At 64.1% G+C, this 22947-nt stretch carries 21 protein-coding genes and 1 tRNA gene; 13 read left to right on the top strand and 9 right to left on the bottom strand.

Features of this window, described 5'->3' with window-relative positions; translation table 11 throughout:
• Positions 1 to 81 precede the first annotated feature (81 nt).
• Complete coding sequence (locus JJB99_RS19355) at positions 82 to 852, bottom strand: DUF502 domain-containing protein (protein ID WP_200493934.1); 771 nt, start codon at positions 850 to 852, stop codon at positions 82 to 84.
• Positions 853 to 931: 79 nt separating this feature from the next.
• Positions 932 to 2758 carry a glutamine--fructose-6-phosphate transaminase (isomerizing) gene (gene glmS, locus JJB99_RS19350; RefSeq protein ID WP_200493933.1) on the bottom strand — a complete coding sequence of 609 codons (1827 nt, stop codon included), beginning with the start codon at positions 2756 to 2758 and terminating at the stop codon, positions 932 to 934.
• A gap of 223 nt (positions 2759 to 2981) precedes the next feature.
• On the opposite strand from glmS, the gene JJB99_RS19345 reads away from it, so the two are divergent.
• Positions 2982 to 3200, top strand: coding sequence for a hypothetical protein (locus tag JJB99_RS19345; protein WP_200493932.1), 219 nt, complete (start codon positions 2982 to 2984; stop codon positions 3198 to 3200).
• Positions 3201 to 3206: 6 nt separating this feature from the next.
• On the opposite strand, the gene glmU is transcribed toward JJB99_RS19345, so the two are convergent.
• The gene (gene glmU, locus JJB99_RS19340; protein WP_200493931.1) at positions 3207 to 4562 is read right to left on the bottom strand and encodes a bifunctional UDP-N-acetylglucosamine diphosphorylase/glucosamine-1-phosphate N-acetyltransferase GlmU; all 1356 of its coding nucleotides are present in this window, start codon (positions 4560 to 4562) and stop codon (positions 3207 to 3209) included.
• Positions 4563 to 4735: 173 nt separating this feature from the next.
• Between glmU and JJB99_RS19335 the strand changes: the two genes are divergently transcribed.
• Positions 4736 to 6127, top strand: coding sequence for a hypothetical protein (locus tag JJB99_RS19335; RefSeq protein WP_200493930.1), 1392 nt, complete (start codon positions 4736 to 4738; stop codon positions 6125 to 6127).
• 129 nt (positions 6128 to 6256) lie between these two features.
• On the opposite strand, the gene JJB99_RS19330 is transcribed toward JJB99_RS19335, so the two are convergent.
• Positions 6257 to 7321 (bottom strand): acyltransferase family protein, encoded by a 1065-nt coding sequence (locus tag JJB99_RS19330; protein WP_200493929.1) that lies wholly within the window; start codon positions 7319 to 7321, stop codon positions 6257 to 6259.
• A 279-nt stretch (positions 7322 to 7600) separates the two neighbouring features.
• On the opposite strand from JJB99_RS19330, the gene JJB99_RS19325 reads away from it, so the two are divergent.
• Positions 7601 to 7981 (top strand): hypothetical protein, encoded by a 381-nt coding sequence (locus JJB99_RS19325; RefSeq protein WP_200493928.1) that lies wholly within the window; start codon positions 7601 to 7603, stop codon positions 7979 to 7981.
• Here the strand turns inward: JJB99_RS19325 and JJB99_RS19320 are convergent.
• The gene (locus JJB99_RS19320; RefSeq protein WP_200500222.1) at positions 7941 to 9605 is read right to left on the bottom strand and encodes a beta-(1-6) glucans synthase; all 1665 of its coding nucleotides are present in this window, start codon (positions 9603 to 9605) and stop codon (positions 7941 to 7943) included. The two genes, JJB99_RS19325 and JJB99_RS19320, sit on opposite strands and share 41 nt — an antisense overlap.
• A gap of 222 nt (positions 9606 to 9827) precedes the next feature.
• On the opposite strand from JJB99_RS19320, the gene JJB99_RS19315 reads away from it, so the two are divergent.
• From JJB99_RS19315 to JJB99_RS19295, 5 genes are all read left to right on the top strand, one after another.
• Positions 9828 to 10427, top strand: coding sequence for a beta-1-3, beta-1-6-glucan biosynthesis protein (locus JJB99_RS19315; RefSeq protein WP_200493927.1), 600 nt, complete (start codon positions 9828 to 9830; stop codon positions 10425 to 10427).
• Between the two features lie 216 nt (positions 10428 to 10643).
• The gene (locus tag JJB99_RS19310; RefSeq protein ID WP_200493926.1) at positions 10644 to 13310 is read left to right on the top strand and encodes a glycosyltransferase; all 2667 of its coding nucleotides are present in this window, start codon (positions 10644 to 10646) and stop codon (positions 13308 to 13310) included.
• Between the two features lie 498 nt (positions 13311 to 13808).
• Positions 13809 to 13884, top strand: a tRNA-Lys gene (locus JJB99_RS19305).
• A 94-nt stretch (positions 13885 to 13978) separates the two neighbouring features.
• Positions 13979 to 14149: a hypothetical protein gene (locus tag JJB99_RS19300; protein ID WP_200493925.1), complete on the top strand. Its 171-nt coding sequence runs from the start codon at positions 13979 to 13981 to the stop codon at positions 14147 to 14149.
• Positions 14150 to 14335: 186 nt separating this feature from the next.
• Positions 14336 to 14557 carry a hypothetical protein gene (locus JJB99_RS19295; protein WP_349628972.1) on the top strand — a complete coding sequence of 74 codons (222 nt, stop codon included), beginning with the start codon at positions 14336 to 14338 and terminating at the stop codon, positions 14555 to 14557.
• Positions 14558 to 14856: 299 nt separating this feature from the next.
• Here JJB99_RS19295 and JJB99_RS19290 read toward each other — a convergent pair whose 3' ends face one another.
• Positions 14857 to 15030 (bottom strand): hypothetical protein, encoded by a 174-nt coding sequence (locus JJB99_RS19290; protein ID WP_200493923.1) that lies wholly within the window; start codon positions 15028 to 15030, stop codon positions 14857 to 14859.
• Positions 15031 to 15164: 134 nt separating this feature from the next.
• On the opposite strand from JJB99_RS19290, the gene JJB99_RS19285 reads away from it, so the two are divergent.
• From JJB99_RS19285 to JJB99_RS19270, 4 genes are all read left to right on the top strand, one after another.
• Positions 15165 to 15362: a hypothetical protein gene (locus JJB99_RS19285; RefSeq protein ID WP_200493922.1), complete on the top strand. Its 198-nt coding sequence runs from the start codon at positions 15165 to 15167 to the stop codon at positions 15360 to 15362.
• Between the two features lie 181 nt (positions 15363 to 15543).
• Positions 15544 to 15714 (top strand): hypothetical protein, encoded by a 171-nt coding sequence (locus tag JJB99_RS19280; RefSeq protein ID WP_200493921.1) that lies wholly within the window; start codon positions 15544 to 15546, stop codon positions 15712 to 15714.
• A 472-nt stretch (positions 15715 to 16186) separates the two neighbouring features.
• On the top strand, positions 16187 to 16429 hold the full coding sequence (locus JJB99_RS19275) for a hypothetical protein (RefSeq protein WP_200493920.1): 243 nt from the start codon (positions 16187 to 16189) through the stop codon (positions 16427 to 16429).
• Positions 16430 to 16601: 172 nt separating this feature from the next.
• The gene (locus JJB99_RS19270) at positions 16602 to 16760 is read left to right on the top strand and encodes a hypothetical protein (protein ID WP_200493919.1); all 159 of its coding nucleotides are present in this window, start codon (positions 16602 to 16604) and stop codon (positions 16758 to 16760) included.
• A 427-nt stretch (positions 16761 to 17187) separates the two neighbouring features.
• On the opposite strand, the gene JJB99_RS19265 is transcribed toward JJB99_RS19270, so the two are convergent.
• Positions 17188 to 17373, bottom strand: a complete 186-nt coding sequence (locus JJB99_RS19265; RefSeq protein WP_200493918.1) for a hypothetical protein — start codon at positions 17371 to 17373, stop codon at positions 17188 to 17190.
• A gap of 391 nt (positions 17374 to 17764) precedes the next feature.
• Between JJB99_RS19265 and JJB99_RS19260 the strand changes: the two genes are divergently transcribed.
• Positions 17765 to 17989 (top strand): hypothetical protein, encoded by a 225-nt coding sequence (locus JJB99_RS19260; protein ID WP_200500450.1) that lies wholly within the window; start codon positions 17765 to 17767, stop codon positions 17987 to 17989.
• 38 nt (positions 17990 to 18027) lie between these two features.
• Here JJB99_RS19260 and JJB99_RS19255 read toward each other — a convergent pair whose 3' ends face one another.
• Together JJB99_RS19255 and JJB99_RS19250 are read right to left on the bottom strand one after the other, a co-directional pair.
• Positions 18028 to 18705, bottom strand: coding sequence for a hypothetical protein (locus JJB99_RS19255; protein ID WP_200493917.1), 678 nt, complete (start codon positions 18703 to 18705; stop codon positions 18028 to 18030).
• Between the two features lie 435 nt (positions 18706 to 19140).
• Complete coding sequence (locus tag JJB99_RS19250) at positions 19141 to 22272, bottom strand: DEAD/DEAH box helicase (RefSeq protein ID WP_246775310.1); 3132 nt, start codon at positions 22270 to 22272, stop codon at positions 19141 to 19143.
• Positions 22273 to 22947 lie beyond the last annotated feature (675 nt).

Here is a 22947-nt window from a genome sequence, read left to right as displayed (position 1 = left end):
AGCGAGGCGTTTCGCTCAACCGGAAGAATAGCAGAGGACGAAAGCTCTTGCGTGAACGCGGCCACCCAGCACGGGAATGGCCTACTCCGCCTTCGCAGGCGCGGGCTGGAGCGTGGAGGCATTGGCGATGCGCGCCGCATTCGCCATGCCCGCGAGCGCAGCGGCCTTCTTCGGATCGGGCGCCGAGCCCGGCTGCACCACGCCGGCCGACATGATCAGGGTCGCAGCGTCCTCGGCGGTGAGATCGACTTCGATGATCTTGCTCTTGGGCACATAGAAAAAGAAGCCGGTGGTCGGGTTCGGCGAGCACGGCAGAAACACCGAGACATGTTCCTCCTGTCCCGGCAGGCTGCGCGCGATGTCCTCGTTCGGCGACTGCGAGATCAGCACGATCGACCACATGCCCGGCGAGGGAAACTCGACCAGGCCGACCTTGCGGAAGCTCGAGCCCTTGCCCGAGAACAGCGTCTCGAACACCTGCTTCAGGCCCCGATAGATCGCGCGTACCGCCGGGATCCGGCCGAGGAAGGTCTCGCCGACATCGACCAGCGTCCGGCCGATCAGGTTGGCGGCGAGGAAGCCGACCAACGTCAGCGTGAAGAATGCGACAATCAGTCCCCAGCCGGGAACGCCGTAAGGCAGATAGGTTTCGGGCCGGTAGGCCAGCGGCACGAACGGCCGCACCACGCCATCGACCCAGGTCACGAACCACCAGACCAGATAGAGGGTGATCGCGATCGGCCCCGTCACAACGAGGCCCGTCAGGAAATATCTCCGGAAACGGCCCATGAGGCCGGTATGCGGCTCCGGTACGGGATCAAGAGGCGCAGGCACGTCGTCGCGGGTGGTCATTCGGGTTCCAGGTCGGTCGCAGCACACAAGCTAGGGGCTTCTAGCAGGTTTTGGAAGAGCGCGGCCTGGTCCGTTCTGCCTATTCCACCGTCACCGATTTCGCGAGGTTGCGCGGCTGGTCGACGTCGGTCCCCATCACGACCGCGGTGTGATAGGCGAGCAGCTGCACGGGCACGGCATAGACCATCGGCGTGAACGCCGCCGCCATGTCGGGCATGACGATGGTGACGAGCGACTCGACCGTTGCTTCCTCCGCACCCTTGGCGTCCGTCATCAGGATGATGTTGCCGCCGCGGGCGGCGACCTCCTGCATGTTGGAGACGGTCTTCTCGAACACGCGGTCATGGGGCGCAATGACGACGACCGGCATGGTCTCATCGATCAGCGCGATCGGCCCGTGCTTGAGCTCGCCGGCGGCATAGCCTTCGGCATGGATGTAGGAGATCTCCTTCAGCTTCAGCGCGCCTTCCAGCGCGAGCGGGAAGCTGGTGCCGCGGCCGAGATAGAGCACGTCGCGCGACTTGGCGATCCTGTGCGCGAGCTTCTCGATCTGAAGCTCGGTGGTGAGCGCATCCGCCATCAGGCGCGGGATCTCGACGAGGCCATGGACCAGCTTGATCTCGTCCTCGTCGGACAACTCGCCTCTAGCCTTGCCGGCCGCAATCGCAAGGTTCGCCAGCACCATCAGCTGACACGTGAAGGCCTTGGTCGAAGCGACCCCGATCTCGGGGCCGGCCAGCGTTTGCAGCACGGTCTCGCTTTCGCGCGCGATGGTCGAGGTCGGCACGTTGACGACGGCAATGGTATGCGCGCCTTCGGCCTTGGCGTAGCGCAGTGCGGCCAGCGTGTCGGCAGTCTCGCCGGATTGCGAGATGAAGATCGCGAGATCGCCCTTGCGCAGCGGCGCCTCGCGGTAGCGGAATTCGGAGGCGACGTCGACCTCGACCGGCAGGCGCGCGAAGCGCTCGAACCAGTATTTTGCAACGATGCCGGCGTAGCTCGCGGTGCCGCAAGCGGTGATGTTGATGCGCTGGATGGTCTTGAAGTCGAACGGCAGCTTGACCGGCAGCGAGACCCGCTCGGTCGCCATGTCGACATAGCGCGCCAGCGTATGGCCGACCACTTCCGGCTGCTCGTGGATCTCCTTCGCCATGAAGTGGCGGTAATTGGCCTTGTCGACCAGCGAGGTCGATGCGGCGTGCTTGATCTTGTCGCGCTGGACGGCGTTTCCGTCCTTGTCGAAGATTGTGGCGCTGTTGCGGGTCAGCACGACCCAGTCGCCGTCCTCGAGATAGCTGATCGTGTCGGTGAACGGGCCGAGCGCGATGGCGTCGGAGCCGAGATACATCTCGCCGTCACCATAGCCGATCGCGAGCGGCGGGCCGTTGCGAGCGCCGATCATGAGGTCGTCGTCGCCGGCGAAGATGAAGCCGAGCGCGAAAGCACCCCGCAACCGCCCCAGCGCCAGCTTCACCGCTTCCACCGGCTTGTTGCCGCCGGTCAAGAGAGCGTCGACGAGATGCAGCACGATCTCGGTGTCGGTCTCGGTGTGGAACACCGTGCCCTTCTTCTCGAGCTCCTCGCGCACCTCGCGGAAATTCTCGATGATGCCGTTGTGAACGACGGCAACACGCTCGGTCGCATGCGGGTGGGCGTTGTTGACCGTCGGCTTGCCATGGGTGGCCCAGCGGGTGTGGCCGATGCCGGTCGTGCCCTTCAGCGGCTCGGCCTCCAGCCGCTTCTCCAGGTTCTTCAGCTTGCCCTCGGCGCGGCGGCGCTCGAGACGCTTGCCTTCGAGTGTGGCGACGCCCGCGGAGTCATAGCCGCGATATTCGAGACGTTTGAGCGAATCCACCAATTGCTCTGCAACCGGCTCGCGCCCGAGAATGCCGACAATCCCGCACATGCGGACCACTATCCCCCAAATCGTCGAAAAATCGCCTAAACGACGCGCCCGGTTTTTAGCGAAGTTCCCTGGGAACCAGATACTCAATAATTATGACGAATTGCGACAGCAGCCGATGACGGCGCGTCGTGCGCCTGCGTCGATGTGGCCGGCCCTTAAACCGCGCGCATTAACTCCTTGTCAATAAGTTTGGCCAACGATTCCGGCCCAGGAGAGTGCGGCCATGAAGGGCTCAGCCGACCGCAAGGGTCTGTCGTCGAGGTATGTGCAGGCGAGCGAGACCTCGGGCACGCACCTCGCCCATTGGCCGCCGCCCCTGCGCGGCAAGGAAAGCAAGCCGGTCTTCGTCAAGCATGTGCAAGGCGAACCGGCCAAGCGCGCCAAGCCGCGCGGCTGGCGCCTGACCCGCGCCATCTTCTCCGAGTTCGCCGACGAGGAATAGCGCGGTCTATTTCTCCGGCTTCTTGCCGCCGGTCTTCATCTCGCGATAGCGCGCAGCGCCGCCTTCCCGGATGGTCTGCTGGTTGCGCTCCAGCGCCATGGCATCGTCAGGCACATCGCGGGTGATCACCGAGCCGGAGCCGATATAGGCGCCGTTGCCGATTCTGACCGGAGCCACCAGCGAGGAATTGGTGCCGACGAATGCGCCCTGCCCGATGACCGTCTTGTGCTTCTTGAAGCCATCATAGTTGCACGTGATGGTGCCGGCGCCGATGTTGGAATTGGCGCCGACGGTGGCATCGCCAATGTAGGAGAGATGGTTGACCTTGACGCCGGCCTCCAGCGTTGCTGCTTTCGTCTCCACGAAATTGCCGATGCGCGCGCCGTCGCCGAGCGAAGTGCCGGGGCGAAGCCGCGCATAGGGACCGATCGAGACATTCTTGCCGAGCGTGGTCTGCACGATATGCGAGAACGAGTGGATCACCGTGCCATCGGCGATCGACACGCCGGGCCCGATCACCACGAACGGTTCGATGGTGACGTCCTTGCCGAACATTGTGTCCGCGGACAGGTACACGGTCTCGGGCGCGATCAGCGTGACGCCGGCCTCCATCGCCGCTTTGCGCAGCCGCGCCTGCATCACCGCTTCGGCTTCGGCGAGCTGCGCCTTGGTGTTGATGCCGCGCACCTCGTCTTCGCTGGTCTCGATCACGACGGACTCCCATCCCTGCTTGCGAACGATGCCGACTGCGTCGGTGAGATAATATTCGCCCTTGGAATTGGCATTGCCGATCTGCCCGAGAATGTCGAGCGCGCGGCGGCCGTCGATCGCCATCACGCCGGCATTGCACAGATTGATCTTGCGCTCGGCGTCGTTGGCGTCGGCCTGCTCGCGAATCGCGACCAGGCGCTCGCCCTCGACGATGAAGCGGCCGTAGCCGGTGGGATCGGTGGCGCGGAACCCGAGGGCGGCGATTGCAGCGCCCCTGGCCAGCGGCGTACGCAGCCGCGCGAACGTCTCGGCCGAGATCAGCGGCGTGTCGCCGAATGCGATCAGCAGGTCGTCGGCGCCCTGGGCAATCGCCTCGCGCGCCGCCAGCACCGCATGTGCGGTGCCGAGGCGCTCGGCCTGCACGAAGGTGAGCGCATCGGGCCTGATGCGCCTCGCCTCGTCCGCGACCGCCTGATGGTCGGGACCGATCACGACGGCGAGCGCGGTGCCGGTTCCCTTGGGCGCGGCAGCGAGCACATAGGCGAGCAGCGCCTGATGCGCGACCGGATGCAGCACTTTCGGCAGACTCGATCGCATGCGCGTGCCCTCGCCGGCGGCGAGCACGATCGTGAGGCTTGAACGGGCGGTCATCGAAATCCTGTCAAATATGGCCGAATCAATTGCGCGACGGGTGGCGAGCCGCCCTGATGGACTGCCCGCCTTGCTACCCCCGCAAACGCCCGGAATTCAAGTGCGACAGGGTTTTCCTGTTAATGTTCCCTATTGATTCGGGGACGCCTGACAGGGCTGGGCACTTAAACTTCATGGCAAAGGATTCCGACCCACTGGCGGACGCCTTCGGCACCAAGGAGACCGGCGGGCTGTTCTCCGGACTTCTGGCCGAGGAAAGCGCAGTCGACCGCCGCTTGATGTGGCGGCTGGGCACATGGGCCGCGACAGCAGTTGGCGCCGTGGTGATGGCCGTGATGGCCAACCAGGCCCAGCTCGGCTGGCGGCGTGATCAGGTCGCCTCCGCCGATCTCGCGCGCCAGGCCGACCGCCTCCAGATGCTGACCAGGGAGAGCCAGGCTGAGGCGCGCCGGCTCGCCGCCGCCATCGAAACCCTGAACTCCGATCGCGACCGGCTCTATTCGCGCGTCACCGTGCTGGAGCAAGGACTCGATTCCGTCACCGGCGCCATCGCCAAACAGACCGCCGCGACGCCGCAGGCCGCAAAGCCGCAGGATGCAGCGCCCGCGGCCCCCAGTGTCGCGCCGGTCGCCTCGACGCCGGCCCCCAGTGACAAGCCACGCGCCGAGGCGTCAAGGGACTCCTCGAAGGACACTCAGAAGGACGCTGCCAAGGATACTGTCAAGGATACTGTCAAGGAGCCGGCAAGCCCGCCGCCGCAGACCGCGGCCGCCGCCTCGCTGGTACAGCAGTCGCCAGCAACGAACTCGGCGCTGCCGGCCATCCCGCTCGTGCCGTCGAAATCGATCATGGCGCCGCCCGATCCGGCCGCATCGAAATTGATTCAGCCCGAGACCAGCGAAAAGGCCGCCGAGAAGAAGGCCGAGCCGACACCTGCCCCGACCGAAGTCGCGAGCGCGTCAGCCAAGCCACCGGAAGCCACCGAAAGCGAAGCCCCCGCAATCGCGGTCCAGCAGACGCGCTTTGCGATCGACCTCGGCGGCGCCAATTCGATCGACGGCCTGCGCGCGCTCTGGCGCGGCGTCACCAAGACGAACCCGGAGATTGCGGGCCTGCGGCCGATTATCATGATCAAGGAAGGCAGCACGGGCCTTGGCATGCAGCTGCGCCTGGGGGCGGGCCCGCTGATCAACGCCGCCGCCGCCGCGAAACTCTGCGCGGGCCTTACCGAGAACGAGCGTCATTGCGAGACGACCGTGTTCGATGGCCAGCGGCTGTCGATGCGCGGCGGCCAGGAGAAGAGTCAGGACAAGGGTCAGGACAAGTCGCAGGACCGGGTTCAGGAGAAGACCTCAGAAAAGAACCAGGACTCGGCCCCGCAAGCCGAGACCGCCCCGGCGCCCGCGCCCAGCGCAAAGCCGGACAAGCACCGCCGCAGCTACTCCTCAAAACGCTCATCAAAGCGCGAGGAACCCGCGCCTGTTCCCGCGCCCCAGCAGCCGGCGCCGGCCAAGCCGGAGACGGCGACAGCCGGATCGACGCTGTCGTCGTTCTTCAGGCGCTAGCGTTCGATAGCTGCGGCCAGTTGCAGGCTGTCTAGCCTCTCCCGCAAGCCGTAGCGCTCATTTGCAAGATCCGGGCCTCTAAATGCGATGAAGCAAGCCGACAGGCGAAACCACGCAGGACGAGCGAATTCAGACTTCCGGGCGAGCTGGAATCAAGGCTGACTGCTCAACCTTTCGCCTGGTGGCAAGCCGGCGGCCAATGCTGATTGCAGGTTGCTCAATTGCCACGTGGGCCAGCCAAGCCAAGGCCACCGAGACGGCATAATCGGCCAAAAAGATAGTCAGAAAAGTAGCGTCGACGTGGAGCTTCTGCAGCACGCCTTGAACAAGATTGCTGGCCAATGTCTGCAAAAGATAGATCGCGTAGGTCAGCGTCCCGAGCCAAACCAGAGGAGGAAGCGCTAGAAAGCGAGCTAGTCCTTGCTCTCGGTCAAACCAGACGCTCACAATCAGAAGCGAGACACTGGCCGAAAGCCCCAAGTGCCAATATACGCTCGGCGCCATGATGAGCCCCCCGTACATCACCACCGTCATTCCGAGTGATATCCAGCCGATCGGGATATTCCTGAAAACGGTCGCGTATGGCGAGCTATTGAGCCAGATCGCCATCCCAGCCCCTACACTTAGGCCAAAATAGCCCCGAATGAGATAGTCATTCGTTCCGAACAAACCGAACAGCGCGCCAATCACAATGAACGCGCCGACCACGGCAACCCCGGTGAACCGTGCAGCCAAGAACAGCATCAGCGGCCAAATGACGTAGAATTTTTCCTCTATGCCCAGTGTCCAGGCGTGTCCGAAGATGACGCCGGCATTGTCGGGACGGTACTCGGAATTGAAGGTGACAAGGTAGAGCGCTGCAGTTCGAAGCTCGTCGAGCTTCGCAGAATTCGCCGTCAGGAAGTACACGGCAACTGCCGCGCCGGTGTAAATACCGATAGTCAGATAATAAAGCGGCACGATTCTGAAGATCCTTCGCAGATAAAAGGCTCTCAGATCTATCCGTCCTTTTCTTCGCTCCTCAAGAAGGAGCCAGGTTATCAGCCAGCCACTCAATGGAAAGAAGGCGTCCACCCCAACGGTGCCGTCGACGAACCATGGCCTGCCAGCGGCTGGGATATGGTTCAACACCGTAAAGATGATGCAAAACGTGCGAATGCCGTCGAGCTGCGGACAATATTTGTTACTTGTCACTAGCAATACCAATCAAAAGAGCGAAACCGCGGCAATATCGGCTGTAACCCCATGACGATATAAGTACGATATAACGCCGATATAACGAGCTCCAACGGTCTCAAGAATGGCAGATATCCGCTTGCAGTCAGCCTCGATCGTGCCGGTTGGCCGGCGCATAACTTGATCCGGACTAACAACCAAAAATAGCACCGCGGAAAACTACCTAAACCCGCTCCGACGAAGGTTACAGCAGGATTCCCCGTTGCCCTCTGCCGTCTTCCCGATCATATTGCCCCCATGACAAAAAAGCCCTTCCGCCTCACGCCCTACCAGGTGCAGTTCCTGCTCGTCGTCGGCTTCGCCTCGGTCGGCTATGCGCTCTATCTGCGCTATCTCGGGATCGAGCTCTCGAGCGTCGCGCTCGCCTGCGACGCCGGCCTGCAGACGCTGATCTGCAAGGCGCGCTCGGTCGCGACCGTGCTGTTCAAGAATTCGGTATTCGGGATCGTCGCGCTGGTGGTGGCGACGCTGAACCTGATGCGGCCGTCGATCGTGCTGCTCACCGTCGGCATCATCGCCGCGGGCCTTGGCATCGTGCTCTACAATGTCGTGCTGTCGGGCCTTGCGATCGGCCTGCTCATTCTTGGATTTGCTCGGCCCGCGCCCGCCACAGCGTGAGCGCGAACAACAGATAGATCGCGCAGGTCCACAGCGACTGCCAGTTGTCGCGGCCCTCGTTGAACAGCACGAAGACCGCCGACAGCGCGAGCACGCCCGCGAACACGGCTTCCGCAATCGGACGCTGGCCGATCTGCGGCCGGTTCAGCATCAGCAGCGCGAACGGCACCACTGCCATCGTCAACGCGGCGTAGGGGAAATCCTTGTAGCGCGGGTCGAACACGAAGCCGAGCGCGGTCTGCGCCGCGATCACCGCGGTCACCGCCAGAGTGAGGCCGAGCACCGCCGTCAACTTCGACCATTTCCGCCCCTCGCGCGGACCGAGCAGATCGAGGAAGGTCGGCAAGCTCCGGCCGATCACCATCGCCTGCGCGCAGAAGATCGGCGACAGGATGCCGGCGAGCAGCAGCGTGCCCCAGAGCAGCCAGCCGCCGATGCCGTAGCTCTCATAGTACATCTTGTCGGCGCCGATCCCGAGCAGGATGCCCGCCGACGTCGCCGAGATGGCAACGCCAAGCCAGGCCGTGACGCGCGGCGTCCAGGGCCGCCGCCGCAGCGTCAGGCCGGCAACGGCGAACACCAGCACGCACAGGCCCATGCCGGCGCCCATGTACCATTTCCAGTACGGGAAATTGCTGATCGGCGCGCCCGGCGGATATTTCAGGTTCCTCCGCACCGAGTCATAGAGACCCCAATAGCCGCCGACAGTACCTTCCAGCCTGCGCTTCCACGGCTGGTCGTAGGACTCGATCAGATTGACGCGGAATTTTTGCGCCTTCGCCAGGCTGAGGATTTCCGAGACGACGCGCGCCTGGTTGGTGCGCGAGGGCAGCGCGCCGTCGCGCATGCGGCCTTCGCTCGGCCAGCCGGTCTCGCCGATCAGGATTTCCTTGCCCGGAAACGCCACCGCCATGCGCTCGCGGATCGCCTCGACATGGGACGCTGCAAATTTCGCCTTCACCGGAAAATCCTCCCAATAGGGCAGGATGTGGATCGTGACGAAATCGACGGCGTCATAGACCTCGCGATTCCTGAGCCAGAACTCCCAGACGTCGGCATAGGTGACGGGCACGCTGACCTGCGCCTTCACCGAACGGATGATGGCGACGAGATCCGCCGTCGTCATCTCGCCGCGCAGCAGCACCTCGTTGCCGACGATGACCGCGGTGATGACCTCAGGGAATTGCTTGGTGAGGCGGACGGCGAGTGCCGCCTGCTCGAAGTTCTTGGTCCGGTTGCTGGACAGCCAGATGCCCTGGAGCACCTTCAGCCCGCCGACCTTGGCCGCGACCGCCGGCACCTGGTCGAGCCCGTTCTCCATCGAATAGGTGCGGACGCAGTCGGTGATCTCCTTGAGCTGGCGCAGGTCCTGCTCGATCTGGTCGGCCTCGATATGGGTCCACGCGTTCAGCGGCGACTGCTCGCCGCGGAACGGTGCATAGGAGACGCATTGAACCTTCTCGGCGGGATCGATCGGGGCGCGCGCGAGCGTGATTGGCGTGGCCAGCCACCACCACACGGCAGCAATCACTCCCAGTGAGACGAGCAGAAGCGCCAGTGGCGTACGAAGAGAAATTGGTTCCGTCCTCCGCGAAGGGCCGTCGATTACCTGCATCCACGCCATCTGCCAAGGGGTGACGACGGGAACGATCCGTCCCTCCCCGAGGAATTTGCCTGCGGCCGTTCGACAGAGGCCTAGGATCGTGACTTTGCTGGACAAAATTCCAAATACAGGTCATGGGACTCGGCGGGAGTTTTCCGCCGCATTGGAGACCCATTTGGACGCCATCACCGGCGCGTCCGCGGGATCCTGACGCGGGCGGTCAGCGGAGCAATTGGGGAATTCATGCGGCAACGGGTGCGTCAGTCACGAAATGCGGTCCTGCGGCAGTTCGCCGCCACCTTGGCCGTCTCCTCCCTGGTCGCGATCGTCGGTGTCGGTGGCGCATTCGCCCAGAGCGGCACGCCCACCCCCGCCGACCAGGGCAAGGCCGCCGCCCAGCCCGCCGACGCCGCCGCCAAGGACGCCGCCCAGAACCAGCGCCGCACCGACGAGTTCGCCGAAGCCGCCCAGGTCATCAACGGCCCGGCCGGCAACCCCGAATGCGTCTGGCTCGGCCGCCGCGTGGTGCGGCTGATGTGGCGCGATGACCTCGATACCGCGTTCCGCCATCTCGACCTCTACGATCGCTTCGGCTGCCCCGGCGGTCACATCCAGGCCGCCTTCCGCTGCCTGACCCGGTTCGGCGGCCAGATCGATCCCAAGGTTGCCGAGACCCTGGACAGCCGCGTGCACGCCTGCTGGATCAACCCGGCCTCGCAGCCGCAGCAGGCGGCAGCCAGCGCCTCCCAGCCGGCGGCGCCGACATCGGGCAATGCGCCGGCCGCCCAGCCCGCGGCCAGCCCCTCGCCTGCGGCAAGTCCGACACCGGCGCCGCAGAAATAGTCGCAGGCACCTTCAGCCGCCGTTCAGGAACGATCGACCATAGAGGCGGTTGGCACTGCCACGCATTCCGAAAAAGCCCATGCCCTGATAAGGACATGAGCCCATGACAGTTGTGAAACCGCGCTGCAGAGATATGCTCCCTTTGCCGCGGACTCGGTCGGATCTCGGGGTCGGATCCGCTTCCCTGCCACCTCAGCCCCTCATGGTTTAGCCGCGATGCGCGTTGTCGCCGCCGTTCTGTTGCTTGTGTCCGCGCTTCACGCAGGGCTGTGGGGAGTCTTGCGCGACAGGGAGCCCGCGCCTGATTTCAAGGGCCTGCTGCCCAGCGTCTCCTACGCGCCGTTCGAAGGCTCGGCCCATCCCGATATCGACAACGTCCCGACGGTCGAGAAAATCCGCGCCGACCTGAAGACGCTGTCGACCATGACGCGCGCGATCCGCCTCTATTCGTCCACCGGCGGCGTGGAACTGGTGCCGCCGATCGCGGCCGAGTTCGGCCTCAAGGTCACCGTCGGCGCCTGGATCGACAAGGACAAGGATCGCAACGAGCGCGAGATCAAGGCCGCCATCGAGCTCGCCCGCAAGAACAGCAACGTCGTCGGCGTCGTGGTCGGCAACGAGGTGATCTACCGCGGCGAGCAGAAGGTCGAAGACCTCATCGACATGATCAAGAAGGTGAAGGGCGCGGTCCGCGTGCCCGTCACGACAGGCGAGATCTGGAACATCTGGCGCGACAATCCCGACCTTGCCTCCAATGTCGACTTCATCGCCGCCCACGTGCTGCCCTATTGGGAAAACTTCCGCTCGGACCAGGCCGTCGATCAAGCCGTCGACCGCTATAACCTCTTGCGCAACCTGTTCCCCGGCAAGCGCATCGTGATCGCCGAGTTCGGCTGGCCGAGCCAGGGCTACAATTTGCGCAACGCCGATCCGGGTCCGTTCCAGCAGGCCCTGACGCTGCGCAATTTCGTCAGCCGCGCCGAAGCCATCGGCATGGAATACAACATCGTCGAAGCCATCGATCAGCCCTGGAAGTTCTTCGAAGGCGGCGTCGGTCCGTATTGGGGCATCCTCAACGCCAGCCGCGAGCCGAAATTCGCCTGGACCGGCCCGGTGGAGAATCCCGACTATTGGAAGCTGATGGGCATCGCGCTGCTGGTCGGCATCCTCCTGTCGCTGCCGATCCTGCGGCTGGAAAAACCGACCGCAAGGCAGGCGTTCCTGCTATCGGCGACCGCGAACGGCGTCGGTGCCTGGGCCGCCACCGTGTTCGCCTTCTGGAACAACCACTATTTCATCTTCGGCTCGGCCTTCGCGCTGACGCTCGGCATGATCCTTCTTGTTCCTCTTGTTCTCATTGCGATGGCGCGCATCGACGAGATCGCGGCGGTGGCGTTCGGCCGGCTGCCGCAGCGGCTGCTCGCCAAGAGCAAGCCGGTCGAGAATGTGCCCGAGAATTACTTTCCAAAAGTCTCGATCCACATTCCCGCTTATTTCGAGCCGGTCGAGATGCTGAAGCAGACGCTCGATGCGCTGTCGCGGCTGAACTATCCGAACTACGAATGCGTGGTCATCATCAACAACACGCCCGATCCCGCCTTCTGGCAGCCGATCCAGGACCATTGCCGCGCGCTCGGCGAGCGCTTCAAGTTCATCAACGCCGAGAAGGTGCAGGGTTTCAAGGCCGGCGCGCTTCGGATCGCCATGGACCGCACCGCCGCCGATGCCGAGATCATCGGCATCATCGATGCCGACTATGTCGTCGATCCCGACTGGCTCAAGGACCTGGTGCCGGCGTTCGCCGACCCGCGCGTCGGCCTCGTGCAGGCGCCGCAGGAGCATCGCGACGGCGACCTGTCGATCATGCACTACATCATGAACGGCGAATATGCCGGCTTCTTTGACATCGGCATGGTCCAGCGCAACGAGGTCAACGCCGTCATCGTGCACGGCACGATGTGCCTGATCCGCCGCGCCGCGATGGACATGGCCGGCGGCTGGTCGAGCGACACGATCTGCGAGGACTCCGATCTCGGCCTTGCCATCCAGGAGCTCGGCTGGGTCTCGCATTACACCAATCACCGCTACGGCCGCGGCCTGCTCCCGGACACGTATGAGGCCTTCAAGAAGCAGCGTCACCGCTGGGCCTATGGCGGCCTCCAGATCGTCAAGAAGCACTGGCGCCACTTCCTGCCCGGCAAGAGCCGACTGACGCCGGACCAGAAGCGCGAATACGGTCTCGGCTGGCTGAACTGGCTGGGCGCCGAAAGTCTCGGCGTGGTCGTGGCGTTGCTCAACCTCGTCTGGGTGCCGATCGTCGCCTTCGCCGACATCGCCATCCCCGACAAGATCTTGACGCTGCCGATCATCGGCGCCTTCATCGTCTCGCTGGTGCACTTCCTGTCGATGTACCGCGCCCGCGTCGCGATCAAGCCGGGCCAGATGCTGGGCGCCATGATCGCGGCGATGAGCGTGCAATGGACCGTGTCGCGCGCGGTGGCGCAGGGCCTCATCACCGAGCACATCGCGTTCGCGCGCACCTCCAAGGGCGGACTCTCGCGGATGTCGATCGAGTTCCAGGCGTTCTGGGAGGCCGTGATCGGCATCCTGCTGCTGATCGGCGCCGGCGTCCTGGTCGCCTCCAACAGTTTTCGGCAGATCACCGAGATCTACATCTTCGCCGGCGTGCTGGTGCTGCAAAGCCTGCCGTTCCTGGCGGCCGTCGCGATCGCCATCCTCGAGCTCAGCCGGATCAACTCGTTCCAGTTCTGGCGCGACAGCGCGATCCGCACCGCCGAGCTGATTGGCCTCCGCCCCGTCGCGCTGCCAGCGCCCGGTTCGCCGCAACCCGTGCCGAGCGAGGTGCGGCGGGAGGCGAACTGACGGCGATTGCCCGCGCCCGCGCATCCTTCGAAACGCCCGCCGACGGCGGGCCCTCTCCATGAACGGGCTGTCAGGCGATGGCGGGGAGGTCTTGCGGCAACGTATCAGACCCTCATGGTGAGGAGCCCGCCAAAGCGGGCGTCTCGAACCATGCAGGCCGAGCTCTTCCAGCAGGCCTCTGGCATCATACGTGATAACCCAGCCTTCGCACTCCGAAGCCAATGTCGCAGTTTCGGCGTGGATGACGGCCCACCAATCGGGTTGAAAATCCGGACCTAAGCCCAGGACACCCCAAGCAAATCCCCGCCCCTACCCCGAGTTTCGGCAGCCATCCGCACTATTGACCTCCGCAGCCACTCCCCCTACACAGCGCGAGCGACAGCATGATCCGGAAACAGCCGGTTTTCCCCGCCACGCAAGTTTGAGCGCAGCGGCAAGACATGCTTCTCGAATGTCCGACAACGATGGCGATTTCTTCGAAGCCATCAGCGGCCATGGGAGCGCGTAGCTCAGCCGGTAGAGCACGTGACTTTTAATCACGGGGTCCTGGGTTCGAGCCCCAGCGCGCTCACCAACCAAATCAGGGACTTACACCTAAATTCGATTGGTCAAATCCTCCGCCAAAATACGACGTGCACACAATGTGCACACTTCGCGGAGGCAGAGCAATGAGCGAGATGACCGATCGTCTGAAGCGCGTCATTGCGGCCGGCGGTGACGCCCAAGCAGTGCTTCGCGAATTGCGTGTCCCATCACCTGAAACGTTGGCTGCGGCGGCAACCTTGCCACGAAGCACGACCGCACAAGAAATCTGGGAAGCGACGGTGGACGCAGCTTGATCGCCGCGTCTATCCACACCCACGACCGGCAATAGCCCGCGCCAGCTCGGCTACGCTAGGAATCGATAATTTGCGAAGAGGCCCAGGCGCCGCTTTGATCGCGGTATGCCTCGCTCTGTCCGACGCCACACGCCAACGCACGCCGACGGCCGGCCGCTCAAGATCACGTTCGGCGAGATGCGGGCGATGGGGGTGCGCGGTGTCCTGGTCTATTGCCACTGCGGGCATCACATCGCGCTGAGCGCCGATCGCTGGCCTGACGAAATGCGGCTGTCCGATATCGAGCCGCGCTTCGTGTATCAGAGCTGCGGTAGTCGCGGCGCTGATGTTCGGCCCGGCTTCTCGCGGGGTGACTCGCGGCTTGCAATTCTGGCGAGGAACAAAGCCGATCATCTGTCCCAAATTTAATCCAGGCTCCGTATCATTTGAGACATTCAGTGCGAGTCTGTCGGCAGACGATATCACCGGCGTGCCACCGGGGGTGGTGCGTCGGGCGGCCCTGGTGCGTCCATAGCCAGCCCCGGGACGCCCGGGGTCGTTCCCATGATCAACAAATGTTGGTGCAGGAACATCGTTTACGATGAACCCTGTAGTTACCGGGGCTGGCACTTTTCATCCGGATCTATTGCAACCCGGTAGGGCCGCTGTTCCAGAGCAGCGGCCCTTGCTGTGACGGCCCGCCAGCGTGAATGGCGGGCCTTCGTCAATTAGGCGGGCTTGACGGCCTCTTTGATCTTGTCGGCTCTTGCGCCGATCTCAAGCGCCACAAGCCGTGCTCCGTCTGTGGCGTTCTCGGCATCAGCGGCGGAGAAAAGGATCACCAAGAGGTCGGCAAAGTCTCCGATCTCGCCGGCAATGTCGTGAATGTCCGGCGCGCTCATGCCATCACCGTTTGCGTCCGGTCCCGATAGCCGATCTGCTCGAGCAACCCGCCATGATCGGCAATGCCGGACCCGGTAGGGTCTTCCTCCAGGTCGGTGCGACCGCCTCCAGCTCATGCCTCTTGGTTATGATAGTGGTCGAGGCGTCCCAGAGACGGCTCGCTGTCGCAGTCGTCGTGCTCGGCATCGTCACACGCGCCCATCGCCCACCGGACTTGATCCAAGGCGCGGTCGAGAGAGCCAAGGGACGGCTCGTCCGGCTCGGGCTCCCGGTGGTCGTCGTCTTCCAACTCGGTTACGACGTAGGGATCGGAAGCATCACGGAAGGCTAGCGATGATCGCTTGACGTAGGCGCTTCATTTCCGCGACCTGAATGGCAGGTATACGGTGACAGTGCACTCAAGCGGTCGCACTTGCTCGGCATCTGCCTGCCGTTCCACGAGCCCCTCCCCAAAAACCCGCAAGACAACCCGCCGGAAATGTGTAGGATTCACCAAAACCGGAGGGAGCGGCATGTTTGAGATCAGCGGTTTCGACACGGCAGGCGTCGTCAGCCTCAAGCGGCTGTCACTCGCCGCCGCCCTCAAGAAGGCCAGAGAACTGGTCGAGGACGGGTGCTGGGACGTGCAGGTCGTTGATCCCACTGGCCGGGTCTACACCTCGTTTGAAGAGCAGGCCGCCTAGCCGTCCTACCCTCCGGTGCCATTCCGAACGATCGCGGTGCCTGTTCTAGCCCCCTCGGCCGACGTTTGACGAGGCGTTGTTCAGCCAGCGCTGCGTTGCCTCGTCGCTCCAGCCCGGGACTGCGAAGCGCGCCGGCGCATTCGCATTCGCGCGGGGCCGGTCTACCGCAGGATGACGTGCGCGAGCGTGATGCACCGTTGCGGCGTTTGCAGAGATGCACAGGACGAGCAACAGGCCCACGCTCAAAAGGAAGCGCATCACATCAGCTCCAATCGCGCAATCGCTGGCTGTCATCTGATGCGCCGATCGGTTCGCCACAATCGATGGCGGCTTCACAAGCGGGAGAGAGCAGCGTGAGCTATTGCGGCGGCGCAGGCCGGCCCTCTACTGCCGCGCGCGTCGCCATTGCCAGTCAACTCATTTGGGAGCACGCTCTCTCCAGGCGCTCAAGACGCCGCACAGGGAGCGAAACATGAAGGAACATGGCCTGGATGGCCGCCATCGGGACAAGGATGGCGGGATCAGCAAGAAGCACGGCAACACGCTGGTCGGCACTTTGCGCAAGATCTACGGAAAGGGTTTTGCAGCCGGCTATCCGGATGCGACCCAACTCAGCGAGGTTTTACTCCAGCTTAATGAGACCTCGCTGAGCCAGTTGCGTCGCGATCACGACACCGGGCATTTGGGGCACAAGATCGACCAAGCCTCGAAGTGAGGGACTTCACCCGGCCTGTTCTTGGCGCCAACGCATTTGCGAGCACGCTCTCTCCGGGCAACAGGCCAGCACTGTCATCGTAATTGCATCGCGCTCGCCGGGATAAGGAACGTTTCCACGCGCGGGGAATCCTACAGTCGCAGTCGATCCTGTGTTGCTCGTGGATCGAACGATGGAAAAAGCCGTCGCCTATGCCATCTCAGCGCTCCTTGTGGGCTTCGGTGCCTGGATACTGATCGTTGGCCTTTCCTCCAGCTCGCCCGCCCTTTGGACCGTCGTGGCGCTGGTCCCGATCACGATTGGGATCGTGAGCGCTTTTGGCCCGATGTGACTTGATGGGGACAATCAGGGATGGGTCAGCGCGTCTGCATTTTCCGAATCGACGTTCTGTGGTCGCTCCGTTGATACGTCGCGTTCGGGGGTACAGGCGTGAGTCAGTTTCTATCGATGCTGCTGCTAGTTGCCGCTGTCTTTCTGACCGTCTGCTTCGGAGTGGCGGCCTGGCGCCTCTCTGACGAGAAGGATCTCGATATCACGGGCCAAATCGCGCGTCAGTCCTATGGATGGAAGGCGCCTCCGACCCGGTAACCCCGGCGCTCGCCCTTCGTCGCTACCGGCGACCCTCCTCGTAGACGTGGTCGTAAGCCGCCAGCGCATCGGTATCGACGCATGCCTCTCTCCGCCACTTGCCGCCCACCCGATGGAGCGGGGATCCGTGCAGAGCATCTTGCCGCACAGAGGCACCAACTGACGGAGCCTTACGGTCCAGCGCCCTTGTGTCGCTGCAGCATCGCCAATTCGATATGTTCCGCGAGCACGGTCAGATGATTGGTCAGCCGATCAAACAGCTCGCGCTTGGCTTTGTCGGTTGCAAGATCGCGGATCAATGCGCACTCGGCTGCGTCCGTGCGCAACTTCTCTAGCTGAGCCTGGTAGTCTTTCATGGCCGTCGCCCAGATTGCCGCTTTTTCCCGAATAATTCGACAGGGAAACTGCAGAGTCAATCTGGCTCGCGGAGAAAGACCCGGGAAGGCTCTCACCGTTGATGCCTCTTGGCGGAGCCGCGGGACGGCCCCGGCCGTGGGGGGGCGCCTTTTGGGGTGTAGGGCCGGGGCCGCTGGAGGTGCTCGGCCTTTGGGGAAGGCCCAAGCAGGTGCAAGCTTACACCTGGATCGAAGCGCGGCTCTGTTCGTTTCAGCACATTCGGCGATGTGTTCCGGGCAGAACGGCGCGGAATATTGCCCGATTTTCCCGACTCGATTCACATGGGCTAATGCATTTGACGAAGCGGCGCGGCTTACTTCGCCAATCGCAGCAAGTAACGGGGAGCCATCCTTGAGTGACAGAGCGCTGGTGCAGAGCAGATTTTTGGTTCGGATGGGAGGCGTCGGCTGGATGGTTTACGATCGAGAGCGCAAAGGTCCGGCGCTGATCGGAATCGACGTGGCGGCCAATTTGACGAAGGAACAAGCAGAACGAGCGTACCGCATCGTCTCTGGCTCAGCGGAGGAGTTGAAAGGTCGATCTCTGAATGGCTTGCCAGACCTGCGAGCCAGCTGAGCGCGGACATCGTCCCAAGTGATTTGCTTGAGGTGTCTTCAGCTCTCAGGAGCCGCCGTCGCAGCCGGCACACTCAGCGGCGCCCCGCCAACCGACACAGGCCCCACAGGCCCCACAGGCTTCGACTGCCGGGTCAGTAGCCGTTTGCGCATCGCGGCGGACAGTCCATAGCGCGCGTTCGCGCGCCGGATGGAGGACGTGACGTCCGACATCATCGTGTTTTGCAAGGACTCGACCTTCGCGATCAGCGTGGAGAGCTGCGACGATACCTTCCTCACATCGACCCGTTCATCCGTGATGCTCTGCCGCAGCGACAGCAGCACCGTCGAGTCCTGCTGCAGCACGGCTGCATTATGCTCCAAAGCGTTATTGTTCTGCTGCAGCAAAGCCGTGTGTTGCTGCTGGGCCGCCTGAATGTCCTTCAAGGCAGCGATAACCGGATCCGGTTTTGGCGCGGACGCTTCCCCGCGCGGAAGCAGGTCAGCCAGGCGGCCGACGTTCAGCGACCGAAAATCGGACGGCAACGTATAGATCGCCGCCGCGCCATTGATGGCCAGGGCACATATGGCCAAGGCCAGGACCGATTTGCGACTGGACCGCTCGATCGGCACTTCAGCGTCCGGGGTAACCGGTTCGGCCGCTGCGGCGAGCGCCAGGGCTGCGGGGTCGAGTTGTTCGACGAGGCATTGCGCTTCGGATGTCGTGGTCACGTGCATTGACCCCATGAGCGAGCAAAAGGAAGCCGCCCCCGGAACGTCCTCGCGACGCACCCTTTACGCAGCACCCATACACAACTGTCTAAAATAGTGGGCTTTTTGGATTAATTCCGCGTTAGCGGCCGAGCTGTCGGACCGGCTTGGCGACCCCGGCCGATTACGGGGTCCGTGCAGCGGAATGCGTCAGCGCAACGGATTTTCCGAAGTTGGCAGAATGCCACTGTTTTGCCCGACGGGTCAAGCGCCGCCTGCCGAAGGTGCGGTGTCCCGCGGCGGCGTGACGCAGAGCCGTCGATCCGGTCCGGATCGGAGGGCCAGCAGCCGCCCAGCCGCACCAATGGTCGCGGGCGGCCCCTTCCGGCGGATGCAGAACTCATTGTAGCAGCGGCACTTTGCTACTGTGCATGGGGTTGTTTTCGCGCTTTTGGAAGCGCCCTACCCCTCGTCCAGCACCTCGAACAGCTCCTCGACCCGCTCGAACGGCGCGTCCTGCATGCTGACGTGATAGACCACGCGATCGCCGTCGCGTTGCAGTGACTTGCCTCGTGACTTGCCACGTGACTTGCCCCGCGACTTGCGCAGCCGCCCCGGCAGGAACGTTGCGGCTACCGCTTCAGGGCCGACGTCGAGGCGGACGATGCCGCGTCGCTTGCACTCGATCCTGAGCCTGGCAGCGGCGAAGAAGTCGCGCGCGAGCTTCGGCAGCGGCCCGAAGCGGCGGGAGGTTTCCTCCTCGAGGTCGTCGAGCTCGTCCTCGCTGCTGCATCGTGCGGCGCGCGCATAGAGCTCGAGCCGCACCGGCTCGGACTGCACATAGGTCTCGGGCAGCACGTCCCCGACCGGCAGGTTCAGATCAGGCACCCATACTACGGCGCGTCCGTCATCGACCTTCTCGGACGCCATTTTCAAGAGGTGGCTGTAGAGCACAGGCCCGAACACCTGGACATGGCCGGACTGCTGCTCCGAGAACAGGTCGCCGGCGCCGCGCAGATCCAGATCGCGCTCGCTGATGGCAAAGCCCGCGCCGGGCCGGCTGAACTCCTCGAGCACCGCGAGCCGCTTCTCGGACTGCCCGGACTCCGTTTCGGTCAGGAGATGGGCGAAGGCGCGGATGCCGCTGCGGCCGACCCGGCCGCGCAGCTGGTGCAGCTGCGCGAGGCCGAACTTTTCGGGCCAGCACACCGCGATGGTGTTGGCGCGGGGAATGTCGAGGCCGCTCTCGACGATGTTGGTGGCGAGCAGCACGTCGGCTTCGCCCTCGACGAAGCTCATCATGCGGTCGTCGATCTCCTCGGCCGGCAATCTGCCGTGCAGGCTGACGATGCGCAGGTCCGGCGCCACCGCCTGCACCCGCGCCAGCATCGGCTCGAGGTCCTGGATGCGCGGGCAGATCAGGAAGCTCTGGCCATGGCGCCGCTGCTCGCGCAGCAGCGCGGAAGCGATCGCCGCATCCGACAGCGGGGCGATCCTGGTCGCGACCGGAAGCCGGTGCACCGGGGGCGAAGCGATCACGCTGAGGTCGCGGAAGCCGGCAAGGCCGGCGGCGAGCGTGCGCGGGATCGGCGTGGCGCTCATCAGCAGCACATGGACGTTCTTGGCGAGGCTTGCGAGCTTCGCCTTCTCGGCTGCGCCAAAATGCTGCTCCTCGTCGATGATGACGAGGCCGAGATCATCGAACCTCACGTCCTTGCCGGTCAGCGCCTGGGTGCCGATCACGACCTTGATCCGGCCGCTGCGCAGGCCCTCCCGGGTCTCGCGCAGCGCCGCGCCCAAGGTCGCCCGCGACAGATTGCCGACCTCGATGCCGAACGGCGCGAACCGCTTCTGGAACGTTGCGGCGTGCTGCCGTGCCAGCACCGTCGTCGGCACCGCGACCGCCACCTGCTTGCCCGAGAGCACGACGGCGGCAGCCGCGCGCAGCGCCACCTCGGTCTTGCCGAACCCGACGTCGCCGCAGACCACGCGGTCCATCGGGTGACCGGAGGCGAGATCATCCAGCACGTCGCGGATCGCGTTGGCCTGATCGACCGTCGTGAAGTAAGGGAAGCGCGCGACGAATTTCTCGTAGGCCGATCCCGGCGGAACCAGCTTCTCGCCGCGCCGCCGGCGGCGCTGGCTGATGTGCTTGGCGAGGGCCTTGCCGGCGATCTGGATTTCGCGCTCGGCTTCGGTGCGGCGGGCCCACCATGTGCTGCCGTCCGCTTTGTCAAGCGTCAGCTTGCCGCGCTCGGCCGCATAGGGCCACATCAGGGCCAGATCCGGCGGCGGCACCAGGACCGCATTGTCGCCGGCAAAGGACAGTCTGACCATCTCGCGCAGCGCGCCGCCGCCGGTGTTCACCGTCTGCAAGCCGTCGAGCACGGCAAGGCCGCGCTGGAGATGGACGACCACGGTGCCCTGCTCCGGCACGTCGGCATGGTCGAACGCCGTGCTCCAGGCCCGCGCCATCGGCTGCGCACGATGCGCCCGGCTACCGAGCACGTCGGACGCGGTCACGACCACCAGCGGCTTTTTCCCGGGCACGATGAAGCCGGCATCGAGATCGGCCAGCAGCGAAGCTTCGCCGCCCCGGCCGCTCGCGGCCTCCTCCCAGTCTTGGCAGCGCTCCGCCTTGACGCCGCTCATCCGCTCCATCACGCGCAGATCGTCCTCCTGCGCCGCGACGAAGATCAGCCGCGAGCCGGCTTGCTGCACCTCCTCGACGAAGGCGCGCAGCACCTTCCTTGGCGAGGTGACTTTCGAGAAATCAGGCACGGTCTGAAGGGCAGCCGCCCGCGGCAGCACCTTCATGCCCTTCGAGAGCTGCTTCCAGTCGGGCCGGCCGAGATATTCGCGCGCGCGCTCGGCGCGCGGTGCGGCCTCCTCGATCGTGCTCAGCCAGCCGTCGGCATGCGAGGGGACGCCTGCGTCGGCGATCCATTTGGCGCGGCCGCAATAGTCGAACAGAGACGCGCGCTTGCCGCGTTTGCCGGCGAAGGCAAGCCGCTCCGACATGGGATCGACGAGCAGCTCTTTCGTCTCGAAAATGATCTCGTGCTCTTTCGGGTCGAACGCCACGATCCGATCGATGCTGCGATCCGAATGCTCGATCCGGAACGGACCGAGCGCGCCCGCGGGAAAGATCTCGAATGTCTGCCCGTGAAACAGCGCCCCGCCCGGATAGTCCGGCTCGTCGTCGAGATCATATCCGAGCGACTGCAGGCGCGCCTCGAGCTCGGGCTCGGAGAATGCGCCGCCCACCTTCAGGCTCACGCTCAGCCGCGCCAGGCTCGCAGGCGGCGGCAGGCGCTCCATCACGGCTTCCGCCGTCGCGACGAGAAACAGCGGCCTCCTGGATTTCGTGAGGCGCCTCAGCACGGAGGCTCTGCGCCCTGCGAGTTCGTGGGACGGCTCCAGCTGATCGAACGGCAAGGTGTTCAGGCGCGGAAACACCAGGACTTCGCAGGATGGATCGAGCGCGTGAATGACGCTGCCGAGCCGCTCTGCCCTGGTCTCGTTCTCGGCGAGAAATACGAGGCCGCTTGGAGCGGACTGTTTCCATTGTGCAAGCAGATGCAGCGCCAGCAGACCGAGAGGCGACGAAGACGAGATCGTGGCGCGCTGCGATCCTTTGCTCTTCTTGGGCGATCTCTTGGTTACCCGCGCTTTTTTGGCAAGCCTCACTTGAACCCGTCTCTGGTCGTCAACTGAACGCGCGCGGTCCGCATCTCGATTCGGCAGCGCGCCGCCATGCATATGGGATTTGGCCTGCGAACGCACGCCTCGTGGCAACGTCCGGGCCGCCATCGCGCTCCCAAATATTTGGCTGTTGATCGGGCCTGCAACCGGGAACTCGCGACTTGCTTACGCTGCGAGCGCGCCCCCAGGGCCGGTGCGATCGGAGACGCACACGGCAAGTACGAAAAAGCCCCAGCGCTTGGAGCCACGCTGGGGCATTCGTTCAAAATGAAATGGTCAAGCAATGACGCCTTCATAGCAGCGATTCCGCCCGGCACTTGTGAACTGGTTCACACGCGGCGCGGCAAAGCAAACGACCCCAGCGCGGGGGCTACTGAGGTCGCCAACCTTGTGGGAAGGTTTTCTCACGGCCCGGGGGCTTGGGGGGCTTGGGGGATGGGCCGGGAGCCCTGAGTCTACGCTTGCGGCGCACAGTCGTTCCAAAGCGGGCGAACCAAAAGATCGCTTATGCGATCAGGATTGGGCCCACCATGGCGGACCAGGCTACCGCACCTTGCGGTTTGA

This window comes from Bradyrhizobium diazoefficiens, from assembly GCF_016616235.1.
Lineage (GTDB): Bacteria > Pseudomonadota > Alphaproteobacteria > Rhizobiales > Xanthobacteraceae > Bradyrhizobium > Bradyrhizobium diazoefficiens_H.
The sequence above is the reverse complement of the archived record's forward strand: the minus strand, read 5'-3'. Positions and strand labels throughout refer to the sequence as shown.

Coding starts and splice junctions, on each gene's coding strand:
- JJB99_RS19355 (WP_200493934.1), bottom strand. CDS start 852: ATGACCACCCGCGACGACGTGCCTGCGCCTCTTGATCCCGTACCGGAG.
- glmS (WP_200493933.1), bottom strand. CDS start 2,758: ATGTGCGGGATTGTCGGCATTCTCGGGCGCGAGCCGGTTGCAGAGCAA.
- JJB99_RS19345 (WP_200493932.1), top strand. CDS start 2,982: ATGAAGGGCTCAGCCGACCGCAAGGGTCTGTCGTCGAGGTATGTGCAG.
- glmU (WP_200493931.1), bottom strand. CDS start 4,562: ATGACCGCCCGTTCAAGCCTCACGATCGTGCTCGCCGCCGGCGAGGGC.
- JJB99_RS19335 (WP_200493930.1), top strand. CDS start 4,736: ATGGCAAAGGATTCCGACCCACTGGCGGACGCCTTCGGCACCAAGGAG.
- JJB99_RS19325 (WP_200493928.1), top strand. CDS start 7,601: ATGACAAAAAAGCCCTTCCGCCTCACGCCCTACCAGGTGCAGTTCCTG.
- JJB99_RS19320 (WP_200500222.1), bottom strand. CDS start 9,605: ATGGCGTGGATGCAGGTAATCGACGGCCCTTCGCGGAGGACGGAACCA.
- JJB99_RS19315 (WP_200493927.1), top strand. CDS start 9,828: ATGCGGCAACGGGTGCGTCAGTCACGAAATGCGGTCCTGCGGCAGTTC.
- JJB99_RS19310 (WP_200493926.1), top strand. CDS start 10,644: ATGCGCGTTGTCGCCGCCGTTCTGTTGCTTGTGTCCGCGCTTCACGCA.
- JJB99_RS19300 (WP_200493925.1), top strand. CDS start 13,979: ATGAGCGAGATGACCGATCGTCTGAAGCGCGTCATTGCGGCCGGCGGT.
- JJB99_RS19295 (WP_349628972.1), top strand. CDS start 14,336: ATGGGGGTGCGCGGTGTCCTGGTCTATTGCCACTGCGGGCATCACATC.
- JJB99_RS19290 (WP_200493923.1), bottom strand. CDS start 15,030: ATGAGCGCGCCGGACATTCACGACATTGCCGGCGAGATCGGAGACTTT.
- JJB99_RS19280 (WP_200493921.1), top strand. CDS start 15,544: ATGTTTGAGATCAGCGGTTTCGACACGGCAGGCGTCGTCAGCCTCAAG.
- JJB99_RS19275 (WP_200493920.1), top strand. CDS start 16,187: ATGAAGGAACATGGCCTGGATGGCCGCCATCGGGACAAGGATGGCGGG.
- JJB99_RS19270 (WP_200493919.1), top strand. CDS start 16,602: ATGGAAAAAGCCGTCGCCTATGCCATCTCAGCGCTCCTTGTGGGCTTC.
- JJB99_RS19265 (WP_200493918.1), bottom strand. CDS start 17,373: ATGAAAGACTACCAGGCTCAGCTAGAGAAGTTGCGCACGGACGCAGCC.
- JJB99_RS19255 (WP_200493917.1), bottom strand. CDS start 18,705: ATGCACGTGACCACGACATCCGAAGCGCAATGCCTCGTCGAACAACTC.